The organism is Neobacillus sp. 114, from assembly GCF_030127045.1.
Taxonomy (GTDB): Bacteria; Bacillota; Bacilli; order Bacillales; family Cytobacillaceae; genus Neobacillus; species Neobacillus rhizophilus.
The window spans coordinates 3187792-3208950 of record NZ_CP126144.1; the positions used below are offsets into that span (position 1 = coordinate 3187792).

Annotated in this window: 22 protein-coding genes; 4 read left to right on the forward strand and 18 right to left on the reverse strand. The window is 42.1% G+C overall.

What is annotated here, in order from left to right; all coding sequences use genetic code 11:
• Positions 1–89 precede the first annotated feature (89 nt).
• Genes opp4C through QNN06_RS15560 form a run of 4 tightly spaced genes read right to left on the reverse strand, consistent with a single transcriptional unit; the run spans position 90 to position 4006 of the window.
• Positions 90–1004 (reverse strand): oligopeptide ABC transporter permease, encoded by a 915-nt coding sequence (gene opp4C, locus QNN06_RS15545; RefSeq protein WP_213115500.1) that lies wholly within the window; start codon positions 1002–1004, stop codon positions 90–92.
• Between the two features lie 17 nt (positions 1005–1021).
• Positions 1022–1972 carry an ABC transporter permease gene (locus tag QNN06_RS15550; protein WP_284037864.1) on the reverse strand — a complete coding sequence of 317 codons (951 nt, stop codon included), beginning with the start codon at positions 1970–1972 and terminating at the stop codon, positions 1022–1024.
• A 28-nt stretch (positions 1973–2000) separates the two neighbouring features.
• Entirely contained in the window at positions 2001–2993 is a 993-nt protein-coding gene (locus QNN06_RS15555; protein ID WP_284037865.1) for an ABC transporter ATP-binding protein, read from the reverse strand.
• Positions 2990–4006 (reverse strand): ABC transporter ATP-binding protein, encoded by a 1017-nt coding sequence (locus QNN06_RS15560; RefSeq protein ID WP_213115497.1) that lies wholly within the window; start codon positions 4004–4006, stop codon positions 2990–2992. The genes QNN06_RS15555 and QNN06_RS15560 overlap by 4 nt, the downstream gene beginning before the upstream one ends.
• A gap of 216 nt (positions 4007–4222) precedes the next feature.
• Between QNN06_RS15560 and QNN06_RS15565 the strand changes: the two genes are divergently transcribed.
• Entirely contained in the window at positions 4223–4960 is a 738-nt protein-coding gene (locus tag QNN06_RS15565) for a response regulator transcription factor (protein ID WP_213115496.1), read from the forward strand.
• Between the two features lie 12 nt (positions 4961–4972).
• Positions 4973–6742: a sensor histidine kinase gene (locus tag QNN06_RS15570; protein WP_284037866.1), complete on the forward strand. Its 1770-nt coding sequence runs from the start codon at positions 4973–4975 to the stop codon at positions 6740–6742.
• Between the two features lie 64 nt (positions 6743–6806).
• On the opposite strand, the gene QNN06_RS15575 is transcribed toward QNN06_RS15570, so the two are convergent.
• From QNN06_RS15575 to QNN06_RS15610, 9 genes are all read right to left on the reverse strand, one after another.
• Positions 6807–7994: a M20 metallopeptidase family protein gene (locus tag QNN06_RS15575; RefSeq protein WP_284037867.1), complete on the reverse strand. Its 1188-nt coding sequence runs from the start codon at positions 7992–7994 to the stop codon at positions 6807–6809.
• 27 nt (positions 7995–8021) lie between these two features.
• A complete protein-coding gene (locus QNN06_RS15580; RefSeq protein WP_284037868.1) occupies positions 8022–9209 on the reverse strand; it encodes an amidohydrolase in 1188 nt (395 codons plus the stop codon).
• Between the two features lie 212 nt (positions 9210–9421).
• Positions 9422–9892 (reverse strand): SRPBCC family protein, encoded by a 471-nt coding sequence (locus QNN06_RS15585; protein WP_217037491.1) that lies wholly within the window; start codon positions 9890–9892, stop codon positions 9422–9424.
• Between the two features lie 159 nt (positions 9893–10051).
• Positions 10052–11323: an MFS transporter gene (locus QNN06_RS15590; RefSeq protein ID WP_284037932.1), complete on the reverse strand. Its 1272-nt coding sequence runs from the start codon at positions 11321–11323 to the stop codon at positions 10052–10054.
• A gap of 71 nt (positions 11324–11394) precedes the next feature.
• Positions 11395–11955: a class I SAM-dependent methyltransferase gene (locus QNN06_RS15595; RefSeq protein ID WP_217037490.1), complete on the reverse strand. Its 561-nt coding sequence runs from the start codon at positions 11953–11955 to the stop codon at positions 11395–11397.
• Positions 11956–12063: 108 nt separating this feature from the next.
• Positions 12064–12723 carry a class D sortase gene (locus QNN06_RS15600; RefSeq protein ID WP_284035378.1) on the reverse strand — a complete coding sequence of 220 codons (660 nt, stop codon included), beginning with the start codon at positions 12721–12723 and terminating at the stop codon, positions 12064–12066.
• 57 nt (positions 12724–12780) lie between these two features.
• Positions 12781–12912 carry an LPXTG cell wall anchor domain-containing protein gene (locus QNN06_RS31390; protein WP_481819261.1) on the reverse strand — a complete coding sequence of 44 codons (132 nt, stop codon included), beginning with the start codon at positions 12910–12912 and terminating at the stop codon, positions 12781–12783.
• Entirely contained in the window at positions 12909–13139 is a 231-nt protein-coding gene (locus QNN06_RS15605) for a hypothetical protein (RefSeq protein WP_284035379.1), read from the reverse strand. The genes QNN06_RS31390 and QNN06_RS15605 overlap by 4 nt, the downstream gene beginning before the upstream one ends.
• Before the next feature lie 49 nt (positions 13140–13188).
• Entirely contained in the window at positions 13189–13653 is a 465-nt protein-coding gene (locus QNN06_RS15610; protein WP_284035380.1) for a hypothetical protein, read from the reverse strand.
• A 204-nt stretch (positions 13654–13857) separates the two neighbouring features.
• On the opposite strand from QNN06_RS15610, the gene QNN06_RS15615 reads away from it, so the two are divergent.
• A complete protein-coding gene (locus QNN06_RS15615; protein WP_217037487.1) occupies positions 13858–14856 on the forward strand; it encodes an NADPH:quinone oxidoreductase family protein in 999 nt (332 codons plus the stop codon).
• Between the two features lie 52 nt (positions 14857–14908).
• Here QNN06_RS15615 and QNN06_RS15620 read toward each other — a convergent pair whose 3' ends face one another.
• The 4 genes from QNN06_RS15620 to QNN06_RS15635 all read right to left on the reverse strand — a co-directional run bounded on the left by QNN06_RS15620 (position 14909) and on the right by QNN06_RS15635 (position 18343).
• A complete protein-coding gene (locus QNN06_RS15620) occupies positions 14909–15844 on the reverse strand; it encodes an aldo/keto reductase (RefSeq protein ID WP_217037486.1) in 936 nt (311 codons plus the stop codon).
• 40 nt (positions 15845–15884) lie between these two features.
• Complete coding sequence (locus QNN06_RS15625; RefSeq protein WP_284035381.1) at positions 15885–16829, reverse strand: phosphotriesterase family protein; 945 nt, start codon at positions 16827–16829, stop codon at positions 15885–15887.
• Positions 16830–16845: 16 nt separating this feature from the next.
• Entirely contained in the window at positions 16846–17016 is a 171-nt protein-coding gene (locus QNN06_RS15630) for a hypothetical protein (protein ID WP_284035382.1), read from the reverse strand.
• 130 nt (positions 17017–17146) lie between these two features.
• Positions 17147–18343, reverse strand: coding sequence for a CaiB/BaiF CoA transferase family protein (locus tag QNN06_RS15635; RefSeq protein ID WP_284035383.1), 1197 nt, complete (start codon positions 18341–18343; stop codon positions 17147–17149).
• A 142-nt stretch (positions 18344–18485) separates the two neighbouring features.
• Here QNN06_RS15635 and QNN06_RS15640 point away from each other — a divergent pair, with 142 nt between their 5' ends.
• The gene (locus QNN06_RS15640) at positions 18486–19283 is read left to right on the forward strand and encodes an HAD family hydrolase (RefSeq protein ID WP_284035384.1); all 798 of its coding nucleotides are present in this window, start codon (positions 18486–18488) and stop codon (positions 19281–19283) included.
• A 123-nt stretch (positions 19284–19406) separates the two neighbouring features.
• Here the strand turns inward: QNN06_RS15640 and QNN06_RS15645 are convergent, their stop codons facing one another.
• Complete coding sequence (locus tag QNN06_RS15645) at positions 19407–21149, reverse strand: acetolactate synthase catalytic subunit (protein WP_217037481.1); 1743 nt, start codon at positions 21147–21149, stop codon at positions 19407–19409.
• Positions 21150–21159: the final 10 nt, after the last annotated feature.

Consider the following 21159-nt stretch of genomic DNA (forward strand, 5'->3'; position numbering starts at 1 on the left):
ATCATTGGGGGCAAGGCCCCCAATTGTTTAACGCGATAATGTGATGAGAGGCTGGCCCCCACTGCGTTAATGCGCTAAATACCTCAATTTTACTTCAATGTTTTAGGGTCCAAAGCATCCCGCAGGCCATCACCGATAAAATTGATGGCTAATACGACAATGACAATCATTACCCCTGGAGGAACCCATAGCCATGGCTGGTCGGTTAATACCGTTAACGATTGGGCATCTGTCAGCATGTTCCCCCAGCTTGCTGTCGGCGGTTGTACCCCCATCCCGAGGAAGCTTAGAGATGCTTCTACGATAATGGCTGCTGCTATGCCAAATGTAGCTTGGACAAGAATCGGAGCAATTGCATTCGGCAAAATATGCTGGAATAAAATTCTTGGTGTACTTAACCCAAGCACTACGCCCGATTTGACATAATCAACATGTTTCAGCGAAAGTACCGTTCCGCGAACCAATCTGGCAACGGCCGGCCAGCCCAAAAGCCCCAAAATCCAGATGATATTAAATAGGCTTGGTCCCAAAATACTAACCACCACAAGAATTAACATCAATCCTGGGAATGACATGAAGACGTCTGTCAATCGCATTAACACAATATCGACCCATCCGCCAAAATAGCCAGAAACCGCACCTAGGATTGTTCCAATAAGGGTGTAAATAAGAACTGCCCCTAGTCCGACTGCCATCGAAACCCTTGAAGCATAGATAAGGCGTGTGAAAAGATCTCGTCCGACTTGGTCGGTTCCTAACCAGTGCTCAGCAGATGGCGGTGCAGAGAATTCGTCATAAACCTGATACGGGTCCTTTGGTGCAATAACTGGTGCAAAAATAGCCATCAGGATGATTAACAACATCAAAATACTGCCTGCTACGGCCAAGCGATGCTTCATAAAACGTTTAATTATTAGTTGTAAAGGAGTTTCCTCTCCGCCAATCTCTGTATGAGAAATGGGAGGTTCCACATCCTTTTTAATATTTGTTTCTAGCATTGGCATACCAAGTTCCTCCTTTCCTATTTATACTTAATGCGCGGGTCAACAAACGAATAGACAATATCTGTTAATAGATTGGCAAACAGCACCATAAATGCCGTCAATAGATTAAGAGCCATCAGTGTTGGATAATCCCTGGACATAATCGACTGAATGGTCAACTGACCCATACCCGGCCACTGAAATATCTGTTCGGTGATAACCGCTCCGCCAAGCAAGAAAGGAATCTCCATACCAATGATCGTAATAATCGGAATCAAGGCATTTTTTAAAGCATGTTTATTGGTAACAACAAATTCTTTTAACCCCTTTGCTCTCGCCGTCCGTAAATAATCCTGCCCCAGCACCTCCAAGAGACTTGCCCGGACATAGCGGACATATTGCCCTGAAATTCCGACTGCCAGCACGTTCACCGGAAGAATTAAATGCTGAACCTTATCCAAGAAATTATCTTCACTGCCCAGGGTCGACATGCCCCCTGCCGGCAGAATCTGCAATTGGACGGCAAAGATATAAATAAGGCCCAATCCTAAGAAAAAATGCGGGATGGAAATTCCAAAGAACGAGGTCCCTGTCGCCAAATAGTCAAGTTTGCTATATTGCTTGACTGCACTTAAAATCCCTATCGGCAGGGCGATGATTAATCCCGCTAGAAGGGCAAGTCCCATTAATTCAAACGTCGGGCCAATCCTTTCGAAAATCATCTTTGATACTGGTTCATAGGTTGAAAAGGAGTAGCCTAAATTGCCTTGTGCAAGATTACCAAGCCAATGGAAAAATTGAATGTAAAGCGGATCATTCAAGCCCAGCTGTTCCTTCCTCATCTCCAGCAGTTCAGGTGAAGAATTGGGGTCGACATACATATCAACCGGGTTTCCCGGCGCCATATTAATGATGATAAAATTGACAACCATGACCCCAAATAAAACTGGGATGGCAATTAAAAGTCTGCGGATAATATAGGGAACCAAATTTTCACCCTCTTTCTAAAACTAATTTTTATGCATCGTTAACCGCGAAGCAGGCAACGCTATGTTCCTTACCTTTTAGAACAGGTCTTTGCTCCCGACAAATCGCTGTTGCAATCGGGCAGCGAGTGTGAAAGCTACAGCCGCTTGGCGGATTGGCCGGACTTGGGACATCGCCAGCAATAATGATTCTTTCTTTCGTTCTTAATTCAGGGTTCGGTATTGGATAAGAGCTTAACAACGCTTTTGTATAAGGATGCTGCGGATTTTTGAAGATTTCTTCCGTTTTTGCAACCTCGACAATTCTCCCTAAATACATAACTGCAATCCGGTCGCTGATATACTTAACGGCTCCTAAGCCATGGGCAATAAACAAATAAGTAAGGTTGAATTCTTTTTGCAGATCCTTCAATAAATTCAGGATTTGTGCCTGAATGGATACATCCAAAGCAGATACCGGCTCATCGCAAATGATCAGTTTTGGATTAAGCGACAAGGCTCTGGCAATTCCGATCCGCTGCCGCTGGCCTCCGGAAAATTCGTGCGGGTAGCGATTTTTATAGCTTTTTGGCAGACCGACCAGTTCCAAAAGCTCGTCTACTCTTTTATTGATTTTTTCCTTTTCAACTACTTGATGAATTCTCATCGGTTCTTCGAGGAGATCTTTGATTCTTTTCCTTGGATTCAGAGATGAATACGGGTCCTGAAAAATAATCTGCAGGTCCCGGCGCAGACCTTTCATCGTATCTCTGTTAGCAGTGGTGATTTCTTTCTCCTGAAAATACACCTTACCCTCTGAGGCATTTTCCAGCCTTACAAGCGTTTTCCCAATGGTTGATTTACCGCAGCCCGACTCTCCTACCAATCCGAGTGTTTCACCTTCGTTAATATAAAAGTCGACCCCATCTACCGCCTTCACGTGACCAACCGTTTTCGAAAAAACACCCTTTTTAATAGGGTAATAGGTTTTTAATTTTTCTACTTTTAGTAAAGGAGTCGTTTCTTTTTCAATCATGGTGGTCATGTGAATATTTCCTCCTTAGGTTGATCGGAGTTTGTCCTTAAACCGTCTTCCTCCGTTAACCAGCACCTTACTTTATGCCCTGCCTGAACATCCTTAAGTCTAGGCTGTTCCTGCTCACACCGTTCCGTTGCATAGGGGCAGCGGGTATGGAACCGACAGCCTGCTGGCATATGCTTGATGCTCGGCACTGAACCAGGAATTGAAGCCAGGCGTTGTTCACTTTCATATTCCAAATGTGGAATGGAGGCCATTAGCCCTTGGGTATAAGGATGCTTTGGCTCCTTAAATAGCGTGAATACATCTGCTTCTTCCACAACCTGACCAGCATACATGACAATTACCCGGTCGGCCGTTTCCGCAATTACCCCAAGATCATGGGTAATTAGCATAATGGCGGTGTTAGATTCCTTTTGCAAGGTTTTCATCAATTCGAGAATTTGCGCCTGAATCGTTACATCCAGGGCAGTTGTTGGTTCATCCGCAATCAACAGCTTTGGCTTGCAGGCAAGCGCCATCGCAATCATCACCCGCTGCCGCATTCCGCCTGACAATGCATGCGGGTATTCCTTCATAATCTCATTCGCCCTTGGAATTCCAACCTTTTTTAACATTTCAACGGCGTATTCCTTAGCAGCCTTTGGATTCATTTTTAAGTGAAGCTTGATTCCCTCAATCATTTGGTTCCCAATCGTAAAAACGGGATTTAATGAGGTCATTGGTTCCTGAAAGATCATCGAGATCTCATTTCCCCTGATATCTCTTATACGCTGATTAGATACTTTTGTAAGGTCTTCTTCTCCAAAAAGAATCTGGCCCTTATTCACCTTTCCGTTTTTCCCGAGCAAACCCATAATAGATAAAGAGGTGACGCTTTTTCCGCAACCGGACTCGCCAACAATGCCGATGGTTTCTCCAGGGTTGACTGAAAAACTTACCTCTTCTACTGAAATCACTTCTTCACTGTCTGACTCAAATGCAATTTGTATTTGGTTTACTTCCAGTAAAGGTTTCATTCCTTCACCCCTCTTTCTAAAAACTATTAATTTTGTAAATTTTCCGAACATTCTACTCGGTTAACATTATTTTAATAAAAATAGTAGTGATAAAAAAAGGGACCTGAATTGACATTTCGTATCATTACTTGACAAACAAAAATAGAATTACGCTTGTTGATCATGTCAAAGTATAGTATATTTTGAATATTAAAATAATGTTTTAGGGGATGCCTTATGTACCAATTAGTTATTGCTGATGATGAATATGAAATCCGGCACGGCCTAGTAAACTATTTTCCTTGGAATGAACTTGGATTCGAAGTAATTGGGGAAGCAGCAAATGGGAAAGAAGCCCTGGAGCTCGTTTCAGAGGGAAATGCTGACGTTTTGCTTTGCGATATTCAAATGCCGATCATGACCGGCATTGAGGTCATAAAGGAAATGCATGAGCAGAAATCCCCTGTCCTGACTGTTTTTTTAAGCGGTTACCAGGAGTTCCACTATGCCCAGTCTGCCATTAAGTACGGGGTCAAAAATTATATTCTAAAACCCACAAATTTTTCAGAAATAACGGAAGCGTTTTCACAAATAAAAAAGGAACTAGACCAAAGAATTCCAGCCTCTACCCAAACGGTTTCCTTAAAACTAAAAGACGATGATGTTGATCCGATTATTAATAAAATTAAAGATTATGTGAAAACCAATTTTAAAAACGCAACATTAGATGAGGCTGCTCAAGTCGTTTATATGAACCCCCATTATGTAAGCAAATATTTTAAACAAAAAACAGATGTCAATTTCTCTGATTTTCTTTTTCAAGTCAAAATGGAAGAAGCAGCAAAATTAATTAAAGAAATGAAATACAAGACCTATGAGGTAAGTGAAATGGTCGGATACAGCAATGCCAAGAATTTCACACGTGCTTTCCGAAAATATTTTGGGGTCAGCCCAAAGGAATATCGGCTAAATTAAGGATTGCTTCCAATGGATTCTTTAAAACGTTCCTTTTTTATTAAAAATTTAAGCAAACTGCTGATTCCAATGCTGATTCCCATACTCATTCTAGGTTCACTTGCGATAACATTAATCCATTTATATTTGAAGGAAAAAATTAATCAGGAAAACTTAAATCTACTCAATCAAATCCAAATGAATGTGGAAATGATTTTCGATGAGTTAAATTCTATTAACTTAACTATTGCGGCCAGTGCCAAGGAATTTCTAGACCTGCAAAATATGCTCGAGAAAAAATGGTTGGACCCAGAGGATTTTGTTAAACTGGCGTCGTTAAAAAACACCATCGACTCTCCTGCTATTGCCCACCCATACATTGATTCGATTTATATTTATATTAAAAATGACAAAAAACGATTTTTAACCTCAACAACAGGCGGTGTAGTAGATCTTCATGATTTTGATGATGTCTCTTGGTATAAGGGGCTCAGTAAGGTAAAAAGCGGCGATGCTGTTTGGACCCAAAAAAGAACAGTAATTCGGAAGCTTGTGGATTTTCCCGACCAAAAGATTGATGTCATTTCCTTGTACCGCAGCATTACTCTTGCAAATGGTAACCTCGGGTACATTATTTTGAACGTAAACACAGATTATTTAAAGGACAATCTAAATAGTTTATATAAAATGAACGGACAAAATATTTTGGTTATGGATAAAAATGACCAGGTACTGTTTGAAAATCATCCAGTTCATTTAACTTCACATGAAGCGAAGGAAATGTTATCCACCGCTAATGAAATTAGTACATTGAAAATAGGAAACGAACCTTCTACTGTTTTTAAGCTGGACTCCCAAAAATATGGCTGGGTGTTTTTCTCGACCATCCCGCGGAGTTCGCTTTATAAGTTGCCATACCAATTAAGCTTGCTTACTTTAGTTCTCCTGCTTTCGTCAGTTATTGTTGGGGGAATTATCGCTTATTATCTAACGAAAAAGAATTTTGCCGAAATTGATTCGATTGTCAATATCTTAAATAATGCCGAAAAGGGTGAACCTCTGCCCCATTTGCCAAATGACGTAACGGATATTCACAGCCTAATCATTCATAAGATTTTGACCAATTTTATGGAGCAATCCTATATGAAGGTGCTCTTGTCGGAGAGAAAATATAAAATGCAGGCACTGGAGTTATCCGTGCACCAATCCCAATTAAATCCGCATTTTTTGTATAATACACTAGAAACGATTAATTGGAAGGTGATCAGTCTTACAAAACGGCCAAACGAGATTAATGAGATGATTGATAACCTTGGAAATATCCTTCGATACTCCTTAAGCGCAAAGGACAGCTTAGTCATTTTCAAAGATGAAATAAAGCATACGAAAAGCTATGTGGATATTCAGAAAATCAGGCACAAGGACCAGTTTGCGATCTATTGGGAATGTGATGAGGGTGTTGAAAACTATTATGTTGTTAAACTGTCCCTGCAGCCTCTGATCGAGAATTCCCTTCAGCATGGCCTGCCTGGCTTGGGAAGAAAGCTTTCGATTAAAGTAAAAATAAGAATCTTCCCAACCCATCTTTATGTAGTGGTTATTGATAATGGCAAGGGAATCGACAGGGCTAGGCTAGAGGAAATCCGCTCGAAGCTGAAATCAAATTATACAGCAAACGATCACATTGGCCTTTATAATACCCATAAACGCTTGCAGCTTACCTACGGGGACAACTATGGTCTATCCATACGCAGCAAACACGATTGGGGAACAACCATTTCAATACAAATCCCCATCAAATAAATAAGGGGCCTAAGCACCGGCGCGTTAAACATTAACGTACCGGGGTTCAGGCCCCTTTCACATCTTAATTAATATTTAGGTACTTCAACGCGCTTCTGACAAAATACTGGACGCCTAGAATCAATGCTTCTTCTTTCACATCAAATTTAGGATGGTGGTGCGGATAGTTTTCAGCAGGATTTTCACTTCCTGCCCCCAAAAAGGCGAAGCATCCCGGTGCTGCCTCTGCAAATGCGGAGAAGTCTTCGCTGCCCATTAACGCCGTGCCCCTCACGAAGCTGCTTTCTCCAAAGGTTTCCACAATCGTTTGTTCAACTAATGAGGTAACCTTTTCATCATTTATCGTTGGACTGTAGCCAAAGTCATAGTTTAATTCATAGGTTGCACCATGTGCTTCGGTGATTCCCTTTGTTAATTTTTCCATCCAGATTGGAATCTGCTTGCGTACCTCAGGGTCAAACGTGCGAACAGTTCCGCCTAATGTCACTTTATCTGGAATGATATTGTTGGCAGTTCCCCCATGGAACTGGGCAACCGTAATCACAGCCCGATGGCTGGCATCCACTTTTCTAGAAATAAACTGATTGATTCCATTTACAAGCTGAACACCAATAGCAATTGGGTCAACAGTTTCTTCAGGTGCCGAACCGTGTCCGCCTTTACCTTGAATGACAATATCAAAATCATCGCAGGCCGCTGTCACATGTCCGTAGCAGAGAGAGAATTTACCCAAAGGCCCTTGTGAGCCGAGGTGAAGGCCGATCACACCGTCAAGGCCATCGGCTGCCCCCGCCTTTACCATTTCCTGTGCACCGCCAGGGGACAGTTCCTCCGCATGCTGGAAAAAAAAGCGGATTTCCCCTTTTATATCTTCTTTTAATTGGGACAAAACTTTGGCTGCGCCAAGAAGCATCGCCGTATGTCCATCATGACCGCAGGCATGCATCACACCTTTATTTTTGGAGGCAAATGGCAATCCTGTTTCCTCTAGGATTGGCAGGGCATCCATATCTGCCCGCAGCCCCAATACTTTGCCAGACTGGCTGCCAAACAGACGTCCCATGACACTCGTTGGTGTGACCCTGGAAACTTCAATATTGCCAAACGATTGCAGTTTTTCATAAACGTAATTAGAGGTTTCAAATTCTTGAAAAGAAAGCTCCGGATTTTCGTGAAAATGTCTGCGCCACTCAATTATTTCTTCTTCAACTGCCTCTATTAGTTTCTGGATATCTACTACTCTTTCAATCACAAAATCCCCTCCACATTACGGGTACTTTTATTTCTCACCTAAGAATTTGAAGGCCGAGCGGACGAAATAATTGACACCTTTTATTAAAGACTCTTCCTTCACATCAAATTTTGGATGATGATGCGGATAATTTTCGGCTGGGTTCTCGCTTCCAGCGCCTAGGAAAACAAAACATCCCGGTGCTTCCGCTGAAAATGCTGAAAAATCCTCCCCTCCCATGATCCCATTTGCAATGACTCGATTGCTTTCTCCGAATGTTTCCACAATGGTTTGCTCTACCAGTTTGGTGATATTTTCTTCATTTATGACAGGTGCGTATCCCAGGATATAATTTAATTCATAGGAAGCGTCATGTGCTTCAGTGATTCCTTTAGCGATTTTTTCAATCCAGACGGGAATCTGTTTGCGTACTTCCGGATCAAAAGTGCGGACAGTCCCGCCAAGGCTTACGCGGTCAGGAATAATATTATTGGCTGTTCCACCATTGAATTTGGTAACAGAAATGACAGCGCGCTGGGCTGCATCCACTTTCCGTGAAATAATTTGGTTAATTCCGTTAATAATTTGAACACCGATAGCAATTGGATCAATCGTTGCATTTGGTGCAGAACCATGTCCGCCCTTGCCTTGAATATCAATATCAAATGCATCAGTCGCTGCAGTGACTGGTCCATAACAAACAGTAAAGATTCCTGAAGGAATTTGCGAACCAAGGTGAACGCCGATGACCCCATCAATCCCCTCTGTAACGCCGGCCTTCACCATTTCCGATGCGCCGCCAGGGAACAATTCCTCAGCATGCTGGAAGAAAAAGCGGATTTCCCCTTCTATTTCATCCTTTAATTGGGACAGAACCTTTGCCGCTCCTAAAAGCATGGCAGTATGTCCATCATGACCGCAGGCATGCATCACACCGTCATTTTTAGAGGCAAATGGGAGCCCGGTTTCTTCTTGAATTGGAAGCGCGTCCATGTCAGCACGTAAAGCAACAATTTTACCAGGCTTAGCACCGACAATCCGTCCTAATACGCTTGTCGGCGTTGGACGAGATAACTCAATATTGCCAAAGGACTCTAACTTCTCAAATACATAATTGGATGTTTCTACCTCCTGAAATGAAAGTTCAGGATTTTCATGTAAATGTCTGCGCCACTCCACAACCTCTTTTTCAACAGCTTCAACTAATTTCTTAAGATCAAGTGTTTTCTCTACCATAAATTAAGCCTCCCTAAAATTCTTTTATTCAAGATAATTTTAGAGAAAAAGTACATTGAAATACAACAAAAATATAGAATATTCTAATAACTGTCAATATAAGAGTATTTTCTGAATCTAAGAAACCTTTTTCTTCCACTTAAAAAAACTTTCAATAAGAAAACATCCCGGCTTATTTCAAGCTTGGATGCTGTTTTCAAAGTTATGGGGACTCAAGTACGAAATTTTTTTCTAGACTGATAGACAGCCTTTTTAATTTCTTTCTCCAGGTTTTGGAATAGGTTTTCAATCACCTTGATTGCTGCTCCATTAAGTAACCGATCAGGAGTCACTTCCATAGCCCCTGTTATCACTACATCAGCTTTAATAGTTAATTTGCAAGCCCCTTGCCAATCTCTTAGAAATAAATCAGACTGCGCCTGAATTTTTCCAAGTTTGCTAGTTCCGTTTATTTTCAGGCGATAAAATGATGGGTTTTTTTCTTCTATACGTCGTATGTCGATCGCATATACATCGTTGATTGGACCAATCCGGATATCAATTTCGCCTCGGTAGATACCACTTGAAGTTTCAACAAACGACTTGCAGTTAGGAATCGAGTTTTTTAGGACTGTTTCATCTTTCAACCATTTCCATACTAAATTTCTAGGCAAACCAATAGCATGATTGTACTCAATCTTCAACCTTCTCCCCCCATGGGCATCAGTATTAGAACTCTATGTCAATCATTGTATTCATTCATTACCGGTCATGTTAAAGAAGTATTGTGGTGTCTGGGCTATTCATGAAAATTTTTCAAACACGAAAAAATTCCAAGCCAATATAGGCCTGGAACTTTTATGCTATGCATTCGGTTGTTTTCTCCTGGACCAAACGACAACAGGGATAAGCAGCAAAGATAAAATGCCTCCCGCCAGCGAGAGTATGGTATAGCTTGACTGGGCAACGACCATTCCGGAAATGGCTCCGCCAGATGCACCGGCAAGAGCAACCAAAACATCAATTGTTCCCTGTGTCTTAGCACGTGTGGAAACGTGAGTAGCATCGACAATAATCGCTGTACCGCTAATCAAACCAAAGTTCCAGCCAAGCCCTAGCAGCGCAAGTGCAATCATAAGGACAAGCATTGAATCGGACGGTGCAAAAGCAGCAAGGACACCTGCCGCAAGCAAAGTGGCACCTGCAACAATGGACATTGCCGTACGGCCAATTTTGTCAGCAATTATTCCGGTCACCAAAGATGGAAGATACATGGCGCCAATATGAATACTGATAATTAATCCGATATCACTCAGATCGTGTCCATGGTTTCTCATATGGACAGGTGTCATGGTCATGATGGCAACCATCACTAACTGTGTTAGGACCATCAGGGCAGCACCGACTACGAGTTCGCGCTTCTTCTTGAGCGATGCGCCGGTGGGTAGTTTTGAAGAAAATTCTCCGTTGCTGCTATTAACTTCTGACAATATCTTTGCAACCTTGAGAGGATCTGGGTACAGGAACATCAACAACACAGAACCGGCCAAAAGGAAAGCAGCAGCCCCTAAAATAAACGGGCCGGCCAAAGGTGGAACACCGATCGACATTGCAAATCGTCCCATTACATCAACAAGATTCGGCCCGGCAACAGCCCCAAACGTCGTCGCTAACATGGTGATACTGATAGCGGTTGCCCGCTGTGAAGGACTGGCGAGGTCGGTACCTGCATAACGGGTTTGCAGGTTAGCTGCGGTTCCGGCACCATAGATTAATAGTGATGCAAACAGCAGAATAATAGAATTGATGACAGCTGCCGTCACCACTCCAATCGCGCCGATACCTCCGGCCAAAAAACCCGCTGCCAGTCCAAAACGGCGGCCGTATCGCTGCGACAGTCTTCCTATCAGAAGTGCTGCACCTGCGGAACCAAGAGTCAACAATGCCACTGGGAGTCCGGCAAACCGGTCGGTTCCCAGCATATTTTTGGCTAGCAGTGCCCCAACCGTTACACCAGCAGCAAGTCCTGCGCCACCGAGCATCTGGGAAATGACCGCTACCCCCAAAGTCCGCTTATATAACTGTTTTTGCCTTTCAGGCGAATCGATGTAAAGATGTATTCCATCCACTGGAATTTCTAAAACTTTAGCGTTATCATCAACTTTTGGGTCAATCACCTTTTCACCCCCTTATATTTTTTAAATAGCTAAACCTTTTGACAAAATACCGTTTGCCGTCCTTCTTGGTCGTTCTCTTCAAAAAAGAGCACTTTCCATTCACTGAATTCGTTTAAAAGCTCTTTTGGCTTCAATTTATATTGATCGGATATCGTTTGGTATGCTGTCTTGGGTGTCTGAAAATAGGTTTCCATAAAGAAAAATCCGTTCCTTTTTACCATGCTTTTGACAAATGGAAAGAGGGATCGGTCTAGGTAGTAGGTAATCACAATAAGGTCGGTTGCGATGTGCTCCTTCTTAAGCTGTGTGACATCCGTTAAATCACAAACGCGCGGATTAATATTGAGATGCTGTTCGACAGCTTGTTCCTGAAGAAAGTGGATGGCAATCTCTGATATATCAAGAGCCACTACATGATAGTTTAATTGGGCAAGAAAAATACTGTTTCCACCTAGACCGCAGGCAAGGTCAAGGGCATTCCCGCCGTGAAGGTGTACTGAAAGATCTTTCAATCGGGGATTTGGAACAGACTCCTTTAACTCAGTCAAACGATCTTTGTATTTGGCGTTCCATTTAGATTTCATATCCATTTTATAACCCCACATCCAACTTGTATAAATGCCTAAATTCTACCATACAAAAAGCCCGCTAAAAAGGGGGCAAAATGAAAAATGAGGGCTGAATAGCGCAAAAAAGAATCAGGCCCCTTTTAATTTGGCGTGGATGATCAGGCGGTGGGTTCCTGTGGTGATGGGGTCGCAGGTGATCAATGTCAAGATTCGGTCTTGACCATTGGGATTTAAAACAGATAAATCATCAGGTTCCACAATTAAAACATTGTAAATATCGTAGGTATAGGCTTGTTTTTTGTCCTCCACCACAATTTCATCGCCAGGCTTTAGTTCATTCAAGCGGTTAAACATCCTTCCATATGTTCTGCTGCGATGGGCTGCGATGGCGGCGTTTCCGATTTCACCGGGAAGGGCCGTACCGTCCAAATGGCTAGCACCAATTTTTAAATTTGCTTGACTTGCCCCTTCTAATATGGGCAAAGTTAGGTCTATCTTTGGTATTTTTATAATACCAGTCAGGCCGTCCATTTCGAAATTTTTATTTATCAGGGCAGGCTCCTGGATTGTTCCTTGCTCAGGTATAGGCTCCCTTTCCAAGCTTTCATCAAATGCCTTATTTAGACTTTGATAATTATTTTCCAGAGAGTTTTTGTTTCCATGCTTTTTTTGATCCCATTTCTTTAACAGTAAATTTTGTTCATGGTTATGAAAAACCTCTGTAATTTTTGGATAAAACATAATCATAATGCCTAAAAGAATTAATAGGACAGCAGTTAACTTTTTCATACATGCACCTCAATAAAAAAATTGAGAGAGATATTAATCCCCCTCAAAGCTATGATTCTAGTTGTTTAGCTTTTTCCGTCTTAATAAATACACACCGGAAGCGGTAACGAGTAGTCCGAGTAAATAATAGCCAAATGGGCTTGACTCTCCTGTTTTTGGAAGTACCCCAGTTGTTGTGGTTTGTTTTATAGTTTCTTGTGCCGGAGGATTCTGATTTCCTTGATTTTGTGGAGGCGGGGTATTATTATCCGTACCTCCCGGGTTTGGCCCAGGTTGATTTGGATTATCTGAATCTCCTGGTTTATCTCCCGGTTTATCTCCTGGCTTATCTCCTGGCTTATCTCCTGGATTGTCTCCCGGTTTATCTCCCGGATTGTCTCCTGGCTTATCTCCCGGATTATCCCCTGGATTACCATGATCATCGTCACCTGGCGGAGGCGGCGGCGGTGGCGGATAACATTTTTCCTACCAATAATTGATGGTACCGTTTGCTTCGACACCGACTCTTACGTCTCTTACAGGAATGATGACCGGTTCCCGGTCCTTTATAACCAGCTTGAAGGCAGTGATATCATCTGTTACGTATTCAGCATTATCTTTTAATTTAAAATTCGGGGAATTTCCTGGTGCTTCCATCTTAGTCCAAACGCCTTTCCAAAGGACGTAAACCTCTACTACGTCTTCCCTACAGTCATTTTTTAAATGAAAATGAATTTCCGTATTCTTATTACCCTTTTGATCCTGGTCGCCCTGGTGCCCGTTATTAGGATTGCCATTATTCCCTTCCTGCTGTCCCCCCTTATTGTTCCCGTTTTCATTTCCATTCCCTTGACCGTTTGCGGCAACATAAGAAGCGGGAATGATTAGTAGGAAAATTAGTGCATACGTGGATGCCATTAACAACATCCTTTTTAGGTTAACCGTCTGCAATACGCCACCTCTTTCCTAATTGAAAAACAAGTTGAATGCAGTTTTATCCTATTCAACATTTTCCTCAATAAGTACGATTCCTTTTTCCTATTTCTTTTTAAAAAGAAACTTTACCAATTTTTTGATAAATCTGAATTCGTTTTACAAAAATGGCTTTTCCATGTAAAATGGCTTCAATAGTAAAAAAGTGGGAGGGGAATAAATTTGAGTGAATTGTTTAAAGCATTAGTGGTTGATAAGACGGAGACCGATTTTTCGGTTGAGGTTAAAGAAGTTTCTTTTGATATCCTTCCTGAAGCGGAAGTACTAATCAAGGTTGCTTATTCCAGCATAAATTATAAGGATGGACTCGCCAGCATCGCAGATGGCAAAATAGTCAGGTCATTTCCGTTTATCCCAGGTATTGATTTAGCGGGAGTTGTTGTCTCGTCTCAGGACCCGCGCTTCCAAGAAGGTGATAAAGTTATCGCGACAAGCTATGAGATTGGGGTTTCCCATTATGGAGGCTTCACTGAGTATGCACGGATTCCAGGCGATTGGGTTGTTCCGCTCCCGAAGAATCTTTCTTTGAAAGAAGCGATGGTTTTGGGAACAGCTGGCTTTACCGCTGCCCTTTCTGTGCAAAGGCTCGAAGAAAACGGGGTTTCTCCTGAAAAGGGAAGAGTTTTGGTAACTGGAGCAACTGGCGGTGTTGGAAGTATTGCTGTCTCGATGCTAGCTAAACGAGGCTACGAGGTGGTTGCAAGTACTGGAAAAGCTGCTGAACATGATTATTTACATAACCTTGGTGCGTCTGAAGTGATCTCCCGTGAAGAGGTTTATAATGGAAAAATCAAAGCGCTGGATAAGCAGCTTTGGGCTGGTGCGGTTGATCCGGTTGGCGGTGAATCCTTAGCGGCTGTATTAAGTAAAATTCACTATGGAGGCTCGGTAGCTGTAAGCGGATTAACTGGAGGCGGAAACGTCCCAACAAGCGTATTTCCTTTTATTTTGCGCGGTGTAAACCTGTTGGGGATCGATTCGGTCTATTGTCCAATGGAAGTACGTAAAAAGCTATGGGATCGAATGGCCACAGACTTAAAGCCGTCCACGTTATTGGATTCAATTGCAGTTGAAATATCACTTGAGGACTTGCCTGAGACCCTGCCTATCATTTTGAAAGGACAGGCTAAAGGGAGATTCGTAGTAAAAATTCAAGCTTGAACAAATATAAGGACCCTTCGGAATTAAGTTTCCAAAGGGTCCTTTTTCTGATTTATAAATGGAATATCTGGTCAATGCTTTGAATCTCTTGTGGTGAAAGCTGCACATTCAGCGTTTTTAAATTATGAAGCACTTGGTCTGCATTTTTGGCACCTGGAATAATCACATCGATTCCTTCACGTGTTAAATACCAGGCAAGGACCACATGAGCAACCTCTGCCCCTTTTGCATCGGCAATTCCCCTTACCTTATCAATTTTAGCTAAGTTTTGCTCATACACTTCTTTCTGGAATTGCGGCCTTTTTTGATTCTTTTCACTAATCACTGTGTTTATATTATATTTTCCCGTCAAAAACCCAGAGGCAAGCGGATAGAAAGGAACAAAGGAAATCTGATGATCTATCATATAAGGCAATAATTCTTTCTCGGCGGCTCTGCTTAATAGGTTATACTCCCCTTGATACACATCAACGTAACCATCTTTATTCGCTTCTTTTAACTGCTCCAACGAAAAATTGGATACACCAATAGCTCTGATTTTCCCTTCATCCTTTAATTGCTTCAATGCCCCAACCGCTTCATCCTTTGGTGTATCTTGATCAGGGAAATGGATATAGAACAAATCTATGTAATCAGTTTGAAGACGCTGAAGGCTCTCCTCAACTGATTGCTTTAAAAAAGCCGGAGAATTATCAAGCACCACTTCGTTCCCAACAAATTTATGGGCCGCTTTCGTGGCAATGACAATCTCTGAACGATTTCCACTTTCCTTGACAATTTCTCCGACGATTTCTTCAGAACGTTTTGGACCATAGATAAACGCAGTATCCAAAAAGTTAATCCCTTCCCGTAGTCCTTTTCGAACTAAATCTCTGCCTGCTTCTTCATCCAGGTTAGGAAAAAGATTATGTCCACCAACAGCATTGGTACCTAAACCTATAGGATTCACATATAAATCTGTTTTTCCAATACGAATTTGCTTAACCACGTACCTTTCATCTCCTTGTTTATACTATTTTGCAAGTTTCCTAAACTCCCTCAAACCAACGGCGAGCGTTATCAACCATCATATTGGTAACCTGCTCCTCCGTTACACCGTATTTCTTCAACTCTGGAATCACTTCTTCTAACACAAAACTCATGCTCCAACTCGGGAATGCTTTCGCGGATGTTCCATCAGGATACCAATCATACGAACAACAATAATCCTGCGACAGGAACATGCGGTCTGCGTACCCTAGATTCGCAACGGCTATCACGGTATCATTTCGCGATTCGTTTGAACACACTCTTGTTATGCCATAACGGTCCATGCCAATAAATGGCCCCCGCTCCAGTACCTGAAGGATGTACTCCAGATTGTCGGTATCTCCAGTATGACCAATCAATATCCGTTTAGGATCGACTCCCTCTTCTTGAAGAATATCAAGCTGGTTTAAGCCCGTTCCGCTTGCCGGATGAGAATGAGTCATAATCGGTACACCGGTCATTTTATGGGCCCGTGCCACAGCACGGATGACTTTTTCGACATCCTTGGTAACCCCTTGTGCGTCTGTCGCACATTTTAAAAAGCCGGCCTTGATCGATGTATTTTGAATACCAACTTCAATATCTCTAACAAATAAGTCTGCCATATAGTCAATACTGCGATTTTGGAAGTGAGGCGGGATGTAATGATACGAATAAATTCCTGTTGCCGCAATAATTTGCACACCCGTTTCACGTGCCACTCTCTCAATAAAGCGGATATCCCGGCCAAGTTCCATCACCGTTGGGTCACAAATGGTCTTAACACCAAGTTCCTTCACTTTATTTACCTGCTCTACCGCTTTGGCGAATTCCTTTTCTTCATCATACAAATGGGGAAACTGTACAAAGACAGCTTCCGAGCGGACACGCATATGTTCATGAATCAGCGTAACTCCAAGCTCTGCAGAATCAACTGGTCCTGTTACAGTATTTATTAATGTCATAGCCTAATCTCCTTCTTTATTTTTCCAGCAATTTATCCAAACTCTCTTCCAATACCTTAGGCTGATTGGCCAGCAACTTGAAAACATTCATTTCGTGTCCCCCGGACGCATCCTCGATGAAATCTAAAGACTCCTTGACTTCGGGACTTGCCTGGTCATACTCTATCAACTCAATACGGTCCATCATCTACCAACTTTCTATTTCCACTTTATTGATAGTTTATAATTTTCCGACAATAATTGCAAAGCCAGGGTATTTCCTGGCTTTGTTAATAGTGCCTAGTCCTTTCACTAGTCAACAATTTTATTCTAGCAATTTATTTTTTAGCAGAGCTAACAACTCCAAGCGCCAAATATCTTTCTATTTCCTCCATGGAATAACCTAATTCCGCCAATATTTCATCGGAATGTTCGCCTATTGCTGGTGGAGGTGAAAACTTCTGAACATTGGTATCATTGATTTTAATAGGAACCCCGGTAACAAATACTGCGTCCCCTTGTTCACCCATATTCATTTTTTGGACCATATTCCTATCCTTTATTTGCGGATTGTTAATGATGTCTATTAATGTGTTAACCGGGCCGCACGCAATTCCAGCGTTTTGAAGAAGCTGAAAAACTTCCTCTTTTGTATACTGGATAGTCCACTCTGAAACCATCTTTTCCAATACATCCCGATTCTCCATTCGTCCCTCCTTGCTATTAAAGGGAGAATCGCTATTCAGCCATTCATTTTTACCTATGATTCTGCAAAGCTTTTCCCACATATGCTGAGCAGCAGGTGCAATAAATATATAACCATCCTTTGTCGGATACGTATTACAAAATGCAAGAGGGTCACGATTGCCAATTCGCTGGGGCTCTATTCCCTTTAACATGACTTCGGAAAAATGGTATCCAAGTAAGGAAAGCATTCCATCGAGCATGCTTACATCAACATATTTTCCTGTCCCGGTACGTTCCTTGTGCACTAAAGCCAGCATGGCACCCATCGCCGCTTGCAATCCTGAGAGATGGTCTGCTATATAGAAGCCGACATTAGTAGGAGGCCCGTCCATATGTCCAGTAAGCTCGGCCAATCCGCTCATAGCCTGAATGGTCCCATCGTATGCTCCATAATTTTTATAAGGCCCTGTCAAGCCAAAACCTGTAATATGGACCATGCTTATTTTGGGGTTAATCTCCGAAATAGTCTGATAGTCTATTCCTAAACGCTCCGGTACACCGGCACCATAATTGGTAATTAAAAGGTCGGCTGTTTTTATTAGCCGATGAATGATTTCTCTGCCTTGTTCAGATTTCAAGTCGATCGAAAGTCCGCGTTTATTTCGGTTTTGGGCAGCAAAATACAGACTTGTATCCTCATGGAATGGTCCAGCCATCCTGCCAACTTCTCCCTCAATCCGCTCTATTTTTATGACATCAGCACCGTGGTCGCTAAGGATTTGACTGCAATATGGCCCAGAAATGTAATGCGTAAAATCTAAAATCCGAATTCCAGATAGAATTGACACAGCGGACACCTCTCTTTTTGTATTTTTTTATTAAATGTGGCAATAGCGACTTTCCAACACTTATATGTTTGCTTTTTTAAAAATTGTTTTATATAAATGGTATATTGAACATAGTAACCTAAAAAAAGAGAGGAAATATCAAATGAAATGTTTTTCGATTGATCTGGATGGGACGTTATTAAACTCAAAACATGAAATATCAGATGAAAGTTTCAAGGTTCTGCAGGAATTACGGGAACAAGGGCATCAGATTATTTTTAACACAGGCCGAGCTTTTGATGATGTGATTAAATATGATCATGTGCAAAAAATAGCTGCTCCCATTTTTACTATTAATGGGACTGTTCTATACTCTGAAAAAAGAGATGTCCTATACGAAGCATCTTTATCGGTTTCCATCTATAAAGAACTAATGCAAATTTTAAAAGAAATTGGAATGTGGATTATGGTCTATACAAATAAAGGTGGGTTTCCGTGCCGATATCCAGCGCTTCAAGATAAAGATCCTGAAGAAATCGTGAAGATTTTCCATCATTATGATTACGATCAAATTCTAGATCAGGATGATATTAAAATTTACAAGATTATGGTCGTCGCACCCGGGAACCAACTCGAAAAAATTGACCAAGTCAAACAAGCAATTGAAGGGAAATTTGCAGTCTCCATGGCCTCTTCTTACGTTCACGTAGTCGAAATTACCTCTATTGAGGCAAATAAAGGAGAAGCACTGCGACGATACCAACAATTAATGAATATCCAGTTTGATGAAATTTTTGCGTTTGGTGACGGTGGGAATGATATCTCCCAATTTAAAGCAGCGACTACTTCCGTCGCAATGGCCAATGCCCCTTTAAATGTTCAAAAGGAAGCCGATTTAATCTCTAAGACAAATGATGAAGATGGATTTGCCTATGCAGTCCGGCACTTATTAAATTTCTAGCATCTCTTGACTGAGGCATCATTGCAAAAACTAAATAAATTCGGGGCGTGCTTTTCACGCCCCAAATTTATGGCTTCCTGCTTCATGGTCAAATGCATTTAATCGGGACGATTGATTTGATATTTATATATTTTTTAATACACTCAAAAAAGGAAGAGGCGGAAAAGATGCAGGGTCTGATATTAAATCAATAACCACTGATCCTTCTGTTGCAAAAGCTTCCTTTAAAGCTTCTTCGATTTCTTCTGGTGAACTTACTCGAATGCCTTTTACACCGCATGCTTCTGCCACTTTGGCGTGATTAACGGCAGTCAGGTCACAAGCCGATGTATTTCTTCCCCAACGGGCCTGCTCAGCCCATTTTTGATAGGCTAGAACTTCATTGTTTATGACGGCAACCACCACATCTATACCGTGCCGTTTACATGTTTCCAGTTCACTCCAAACATGAGCAAACCCGCCATCTCCTGATAGACAAAAGACCTTTCGATTTGGTTGTGCCACCTTAGCACCCATGGCCATCGGAAGCCCCCAGCCAAGACCCGCAATTCCTCTAGGAAAAATAAATTTTCGATTTCCTTTTGCCTTGATATAATTCGCCAGCCAAACAGAGGAGAAGCTTGCATCCGCCACAATAATATGATCATCTGTTAATTGTTTTTCAAGTTCGGCTAAAAATCTTTCCACTTTAAACGGCGATTGGTCTGAGTTTTGGATTTTTTCCGCTTCCTCAGTATGAGCTTTTCTCGCTTTGGCAATGGCTTCTACCAGACTAGGACGCTGTTTATTTCTTTTTTCAAGATTCTTGCGTAAAAGGGCGTTTTTCAATGCTTCCAATGTTAATTTTGCATCTCCTGCTAATCTTAAAGATTCATAGTTCCGGCCAATTTCCATTGGATCAATATCTATATGAATAAATTTTGCCTCTTTAGAAAATAGTTTCCAAGAATCGGTTCCATTTTGGTTAGTACGATTTCCCACCAATAATATGACATCGGCCTCTTCTACCATTGGTCTCAAGAATTTTGTGGCTCCGCCTTTGCCCATATAGTAACCAATCGGCCCGATGGTTAACGGATGTTCTTCATCCACTGCGCCTTTTCCCATCGTCGTTGTGGCGACAGGGATAGAACATTCATTTTGAATTTGGCGAAGTTCGTGGATAGCCCCCGATGAAATAACACCTCCGCCTGCATAAATAAATGGACGTTCTGCACTTGCGAGCAGTTCAGCAGCCTCTTCGATTCGGGCCGGGTCTGCAATAGTCCTGTCCAAAGGGTAAGTAGACAGGCAAGCCTTTCGTTCTATTTGTACAGGGTTTTTCTTCGTATCGAAGGAAATATCTTTTGGAATAAGCAATACGGCAGGTCCAGGCCGCCCGCTCGCAGCAGCGGTAAACGCCATGTCCACGTAATCTTCGATTCTAGCTTCTGATGGAACCCTTTTCACCCATTTGGCCACACCTGAAAAAAGCTTTACATGATCAAGCTCTTGAAAGGAGTTTTTTTCCTCTTCTGAAGTCGGCACTTCATCAACGAGGGCTACAACAGGGTGGGACGCTTTTAAACATTCTGCCAATCCCGGAACCAACAATGTGGCAGCGGGACCATTCTGTGCCGCCACCACAGCTACCGTTCCAGAACACATCGCGTAGGCTTGCGCCATGTAGGAACCGGCATTTTCCTGCCTGAATCCGATTTGTTTAATTCCAAGATCGGAACTGGCCAGCATAATGGTCTGCGGATTACTTTGCCCAAAAATATACTCAACACCATGGCGTTTTAATGCTAGAGCAAACCTTTGGGCATTTGTTACTTCCTGAGTTAAAACATCAGTTTCGTTTTGTGTTTCTGTAATATTGGCCATTCACAATTCC

Bases quoted from the DNA above. Each gene is read 5' to 3' on its own strand.
- opp4C (WP_213115500.1), bottom strand. From the start codon at position 1,004: ATGCCAATGCTAGAAACAAATATTAAAAAGGATGTGGAACCTCCCATT.
- QNN06_RS15555 (WP_284037865.1), bottom strand. From the start codon at position 2,993: ATGACCACCATGATTGAAAAAGAAACGACTCCTTTACTAAAAGTAGAA.
- QNN06_RS15560 (WP_213115497.1), bottom strand. From the start codon at position 4,006: ATGAAACCTTTACTGGAAGTAAACCAAATACAAATTGCATTTGAGTCA.
- QNN06_RS15565 (WP_213115496.1), top strand. From the start codon at position 4,223: ATGTACCAATTAGTTATTGCTGATGATGAATATGAAATCCGGCACGGC.
- QNN06_RS15570 (WP_284037866.1), top strand. From the start codon at position 4,973: ATGGATTCTTTAAAACGTTCCTTTTTTATTAAAAATTTAAGCAAACTG.
- QNN06_RS15580 (WP_284037868.1), bottom strand. From the start codon at position 9,209: ATGGTAGAGAAAACACTTGATCTTAAGAAATTAGTTGAAGCTGTTGAA.
- QNN06_RS15595 (WP_217037490.1), bottom strand. From the start codon at position 11,955: ATGGATATGAAATCTAAATGGAACGCCAAATACAAAGATCGTTTGACT.
- QNN06_RS15600 (WP_284035378.1), bottom strand. From the start codon at position 12,723: ATGAAAAAGTTAACTGCTGTCCTATTAATTCTTTTAGGCATTATGATT.
- QNN06_RS15605 (WP_284035379.1), bottom strand. From the start codon at position 13,139: ATGGTAATCCAGGGGATAATCCGGGAGATAAGCCAGGAGACAATCCGG.
- QNN06_RS15625 (WP_284035381.1), bottom strand. From the start codon at position 16,829: ATGACATTAATAAATACTGTAACAGGACCAGTTGATTCTGCAGAGCTT.
- QNN06_RS15630 (WP_284035382.1), bottom strand. From the start codon at position 17,016: ATGATGGACCGTATTGAGTTGATAGAGTATGACCAGGCAAGTCCCGAA.
- QNN06_RS15640 (WP_284035384.1), top strand. From the start codon at position 18,486: ATGAAATGTTTTTCGATTGATCTGGATGGGACGTTATTAAACTCAAAA.
- QNN06_RS15645 (WP_217037481.1), bottom strand. From the start codon at position 21,149: ATGGCCAATATTACAGAAACACAAAACGAAACTGATGTTTTAACTCAG.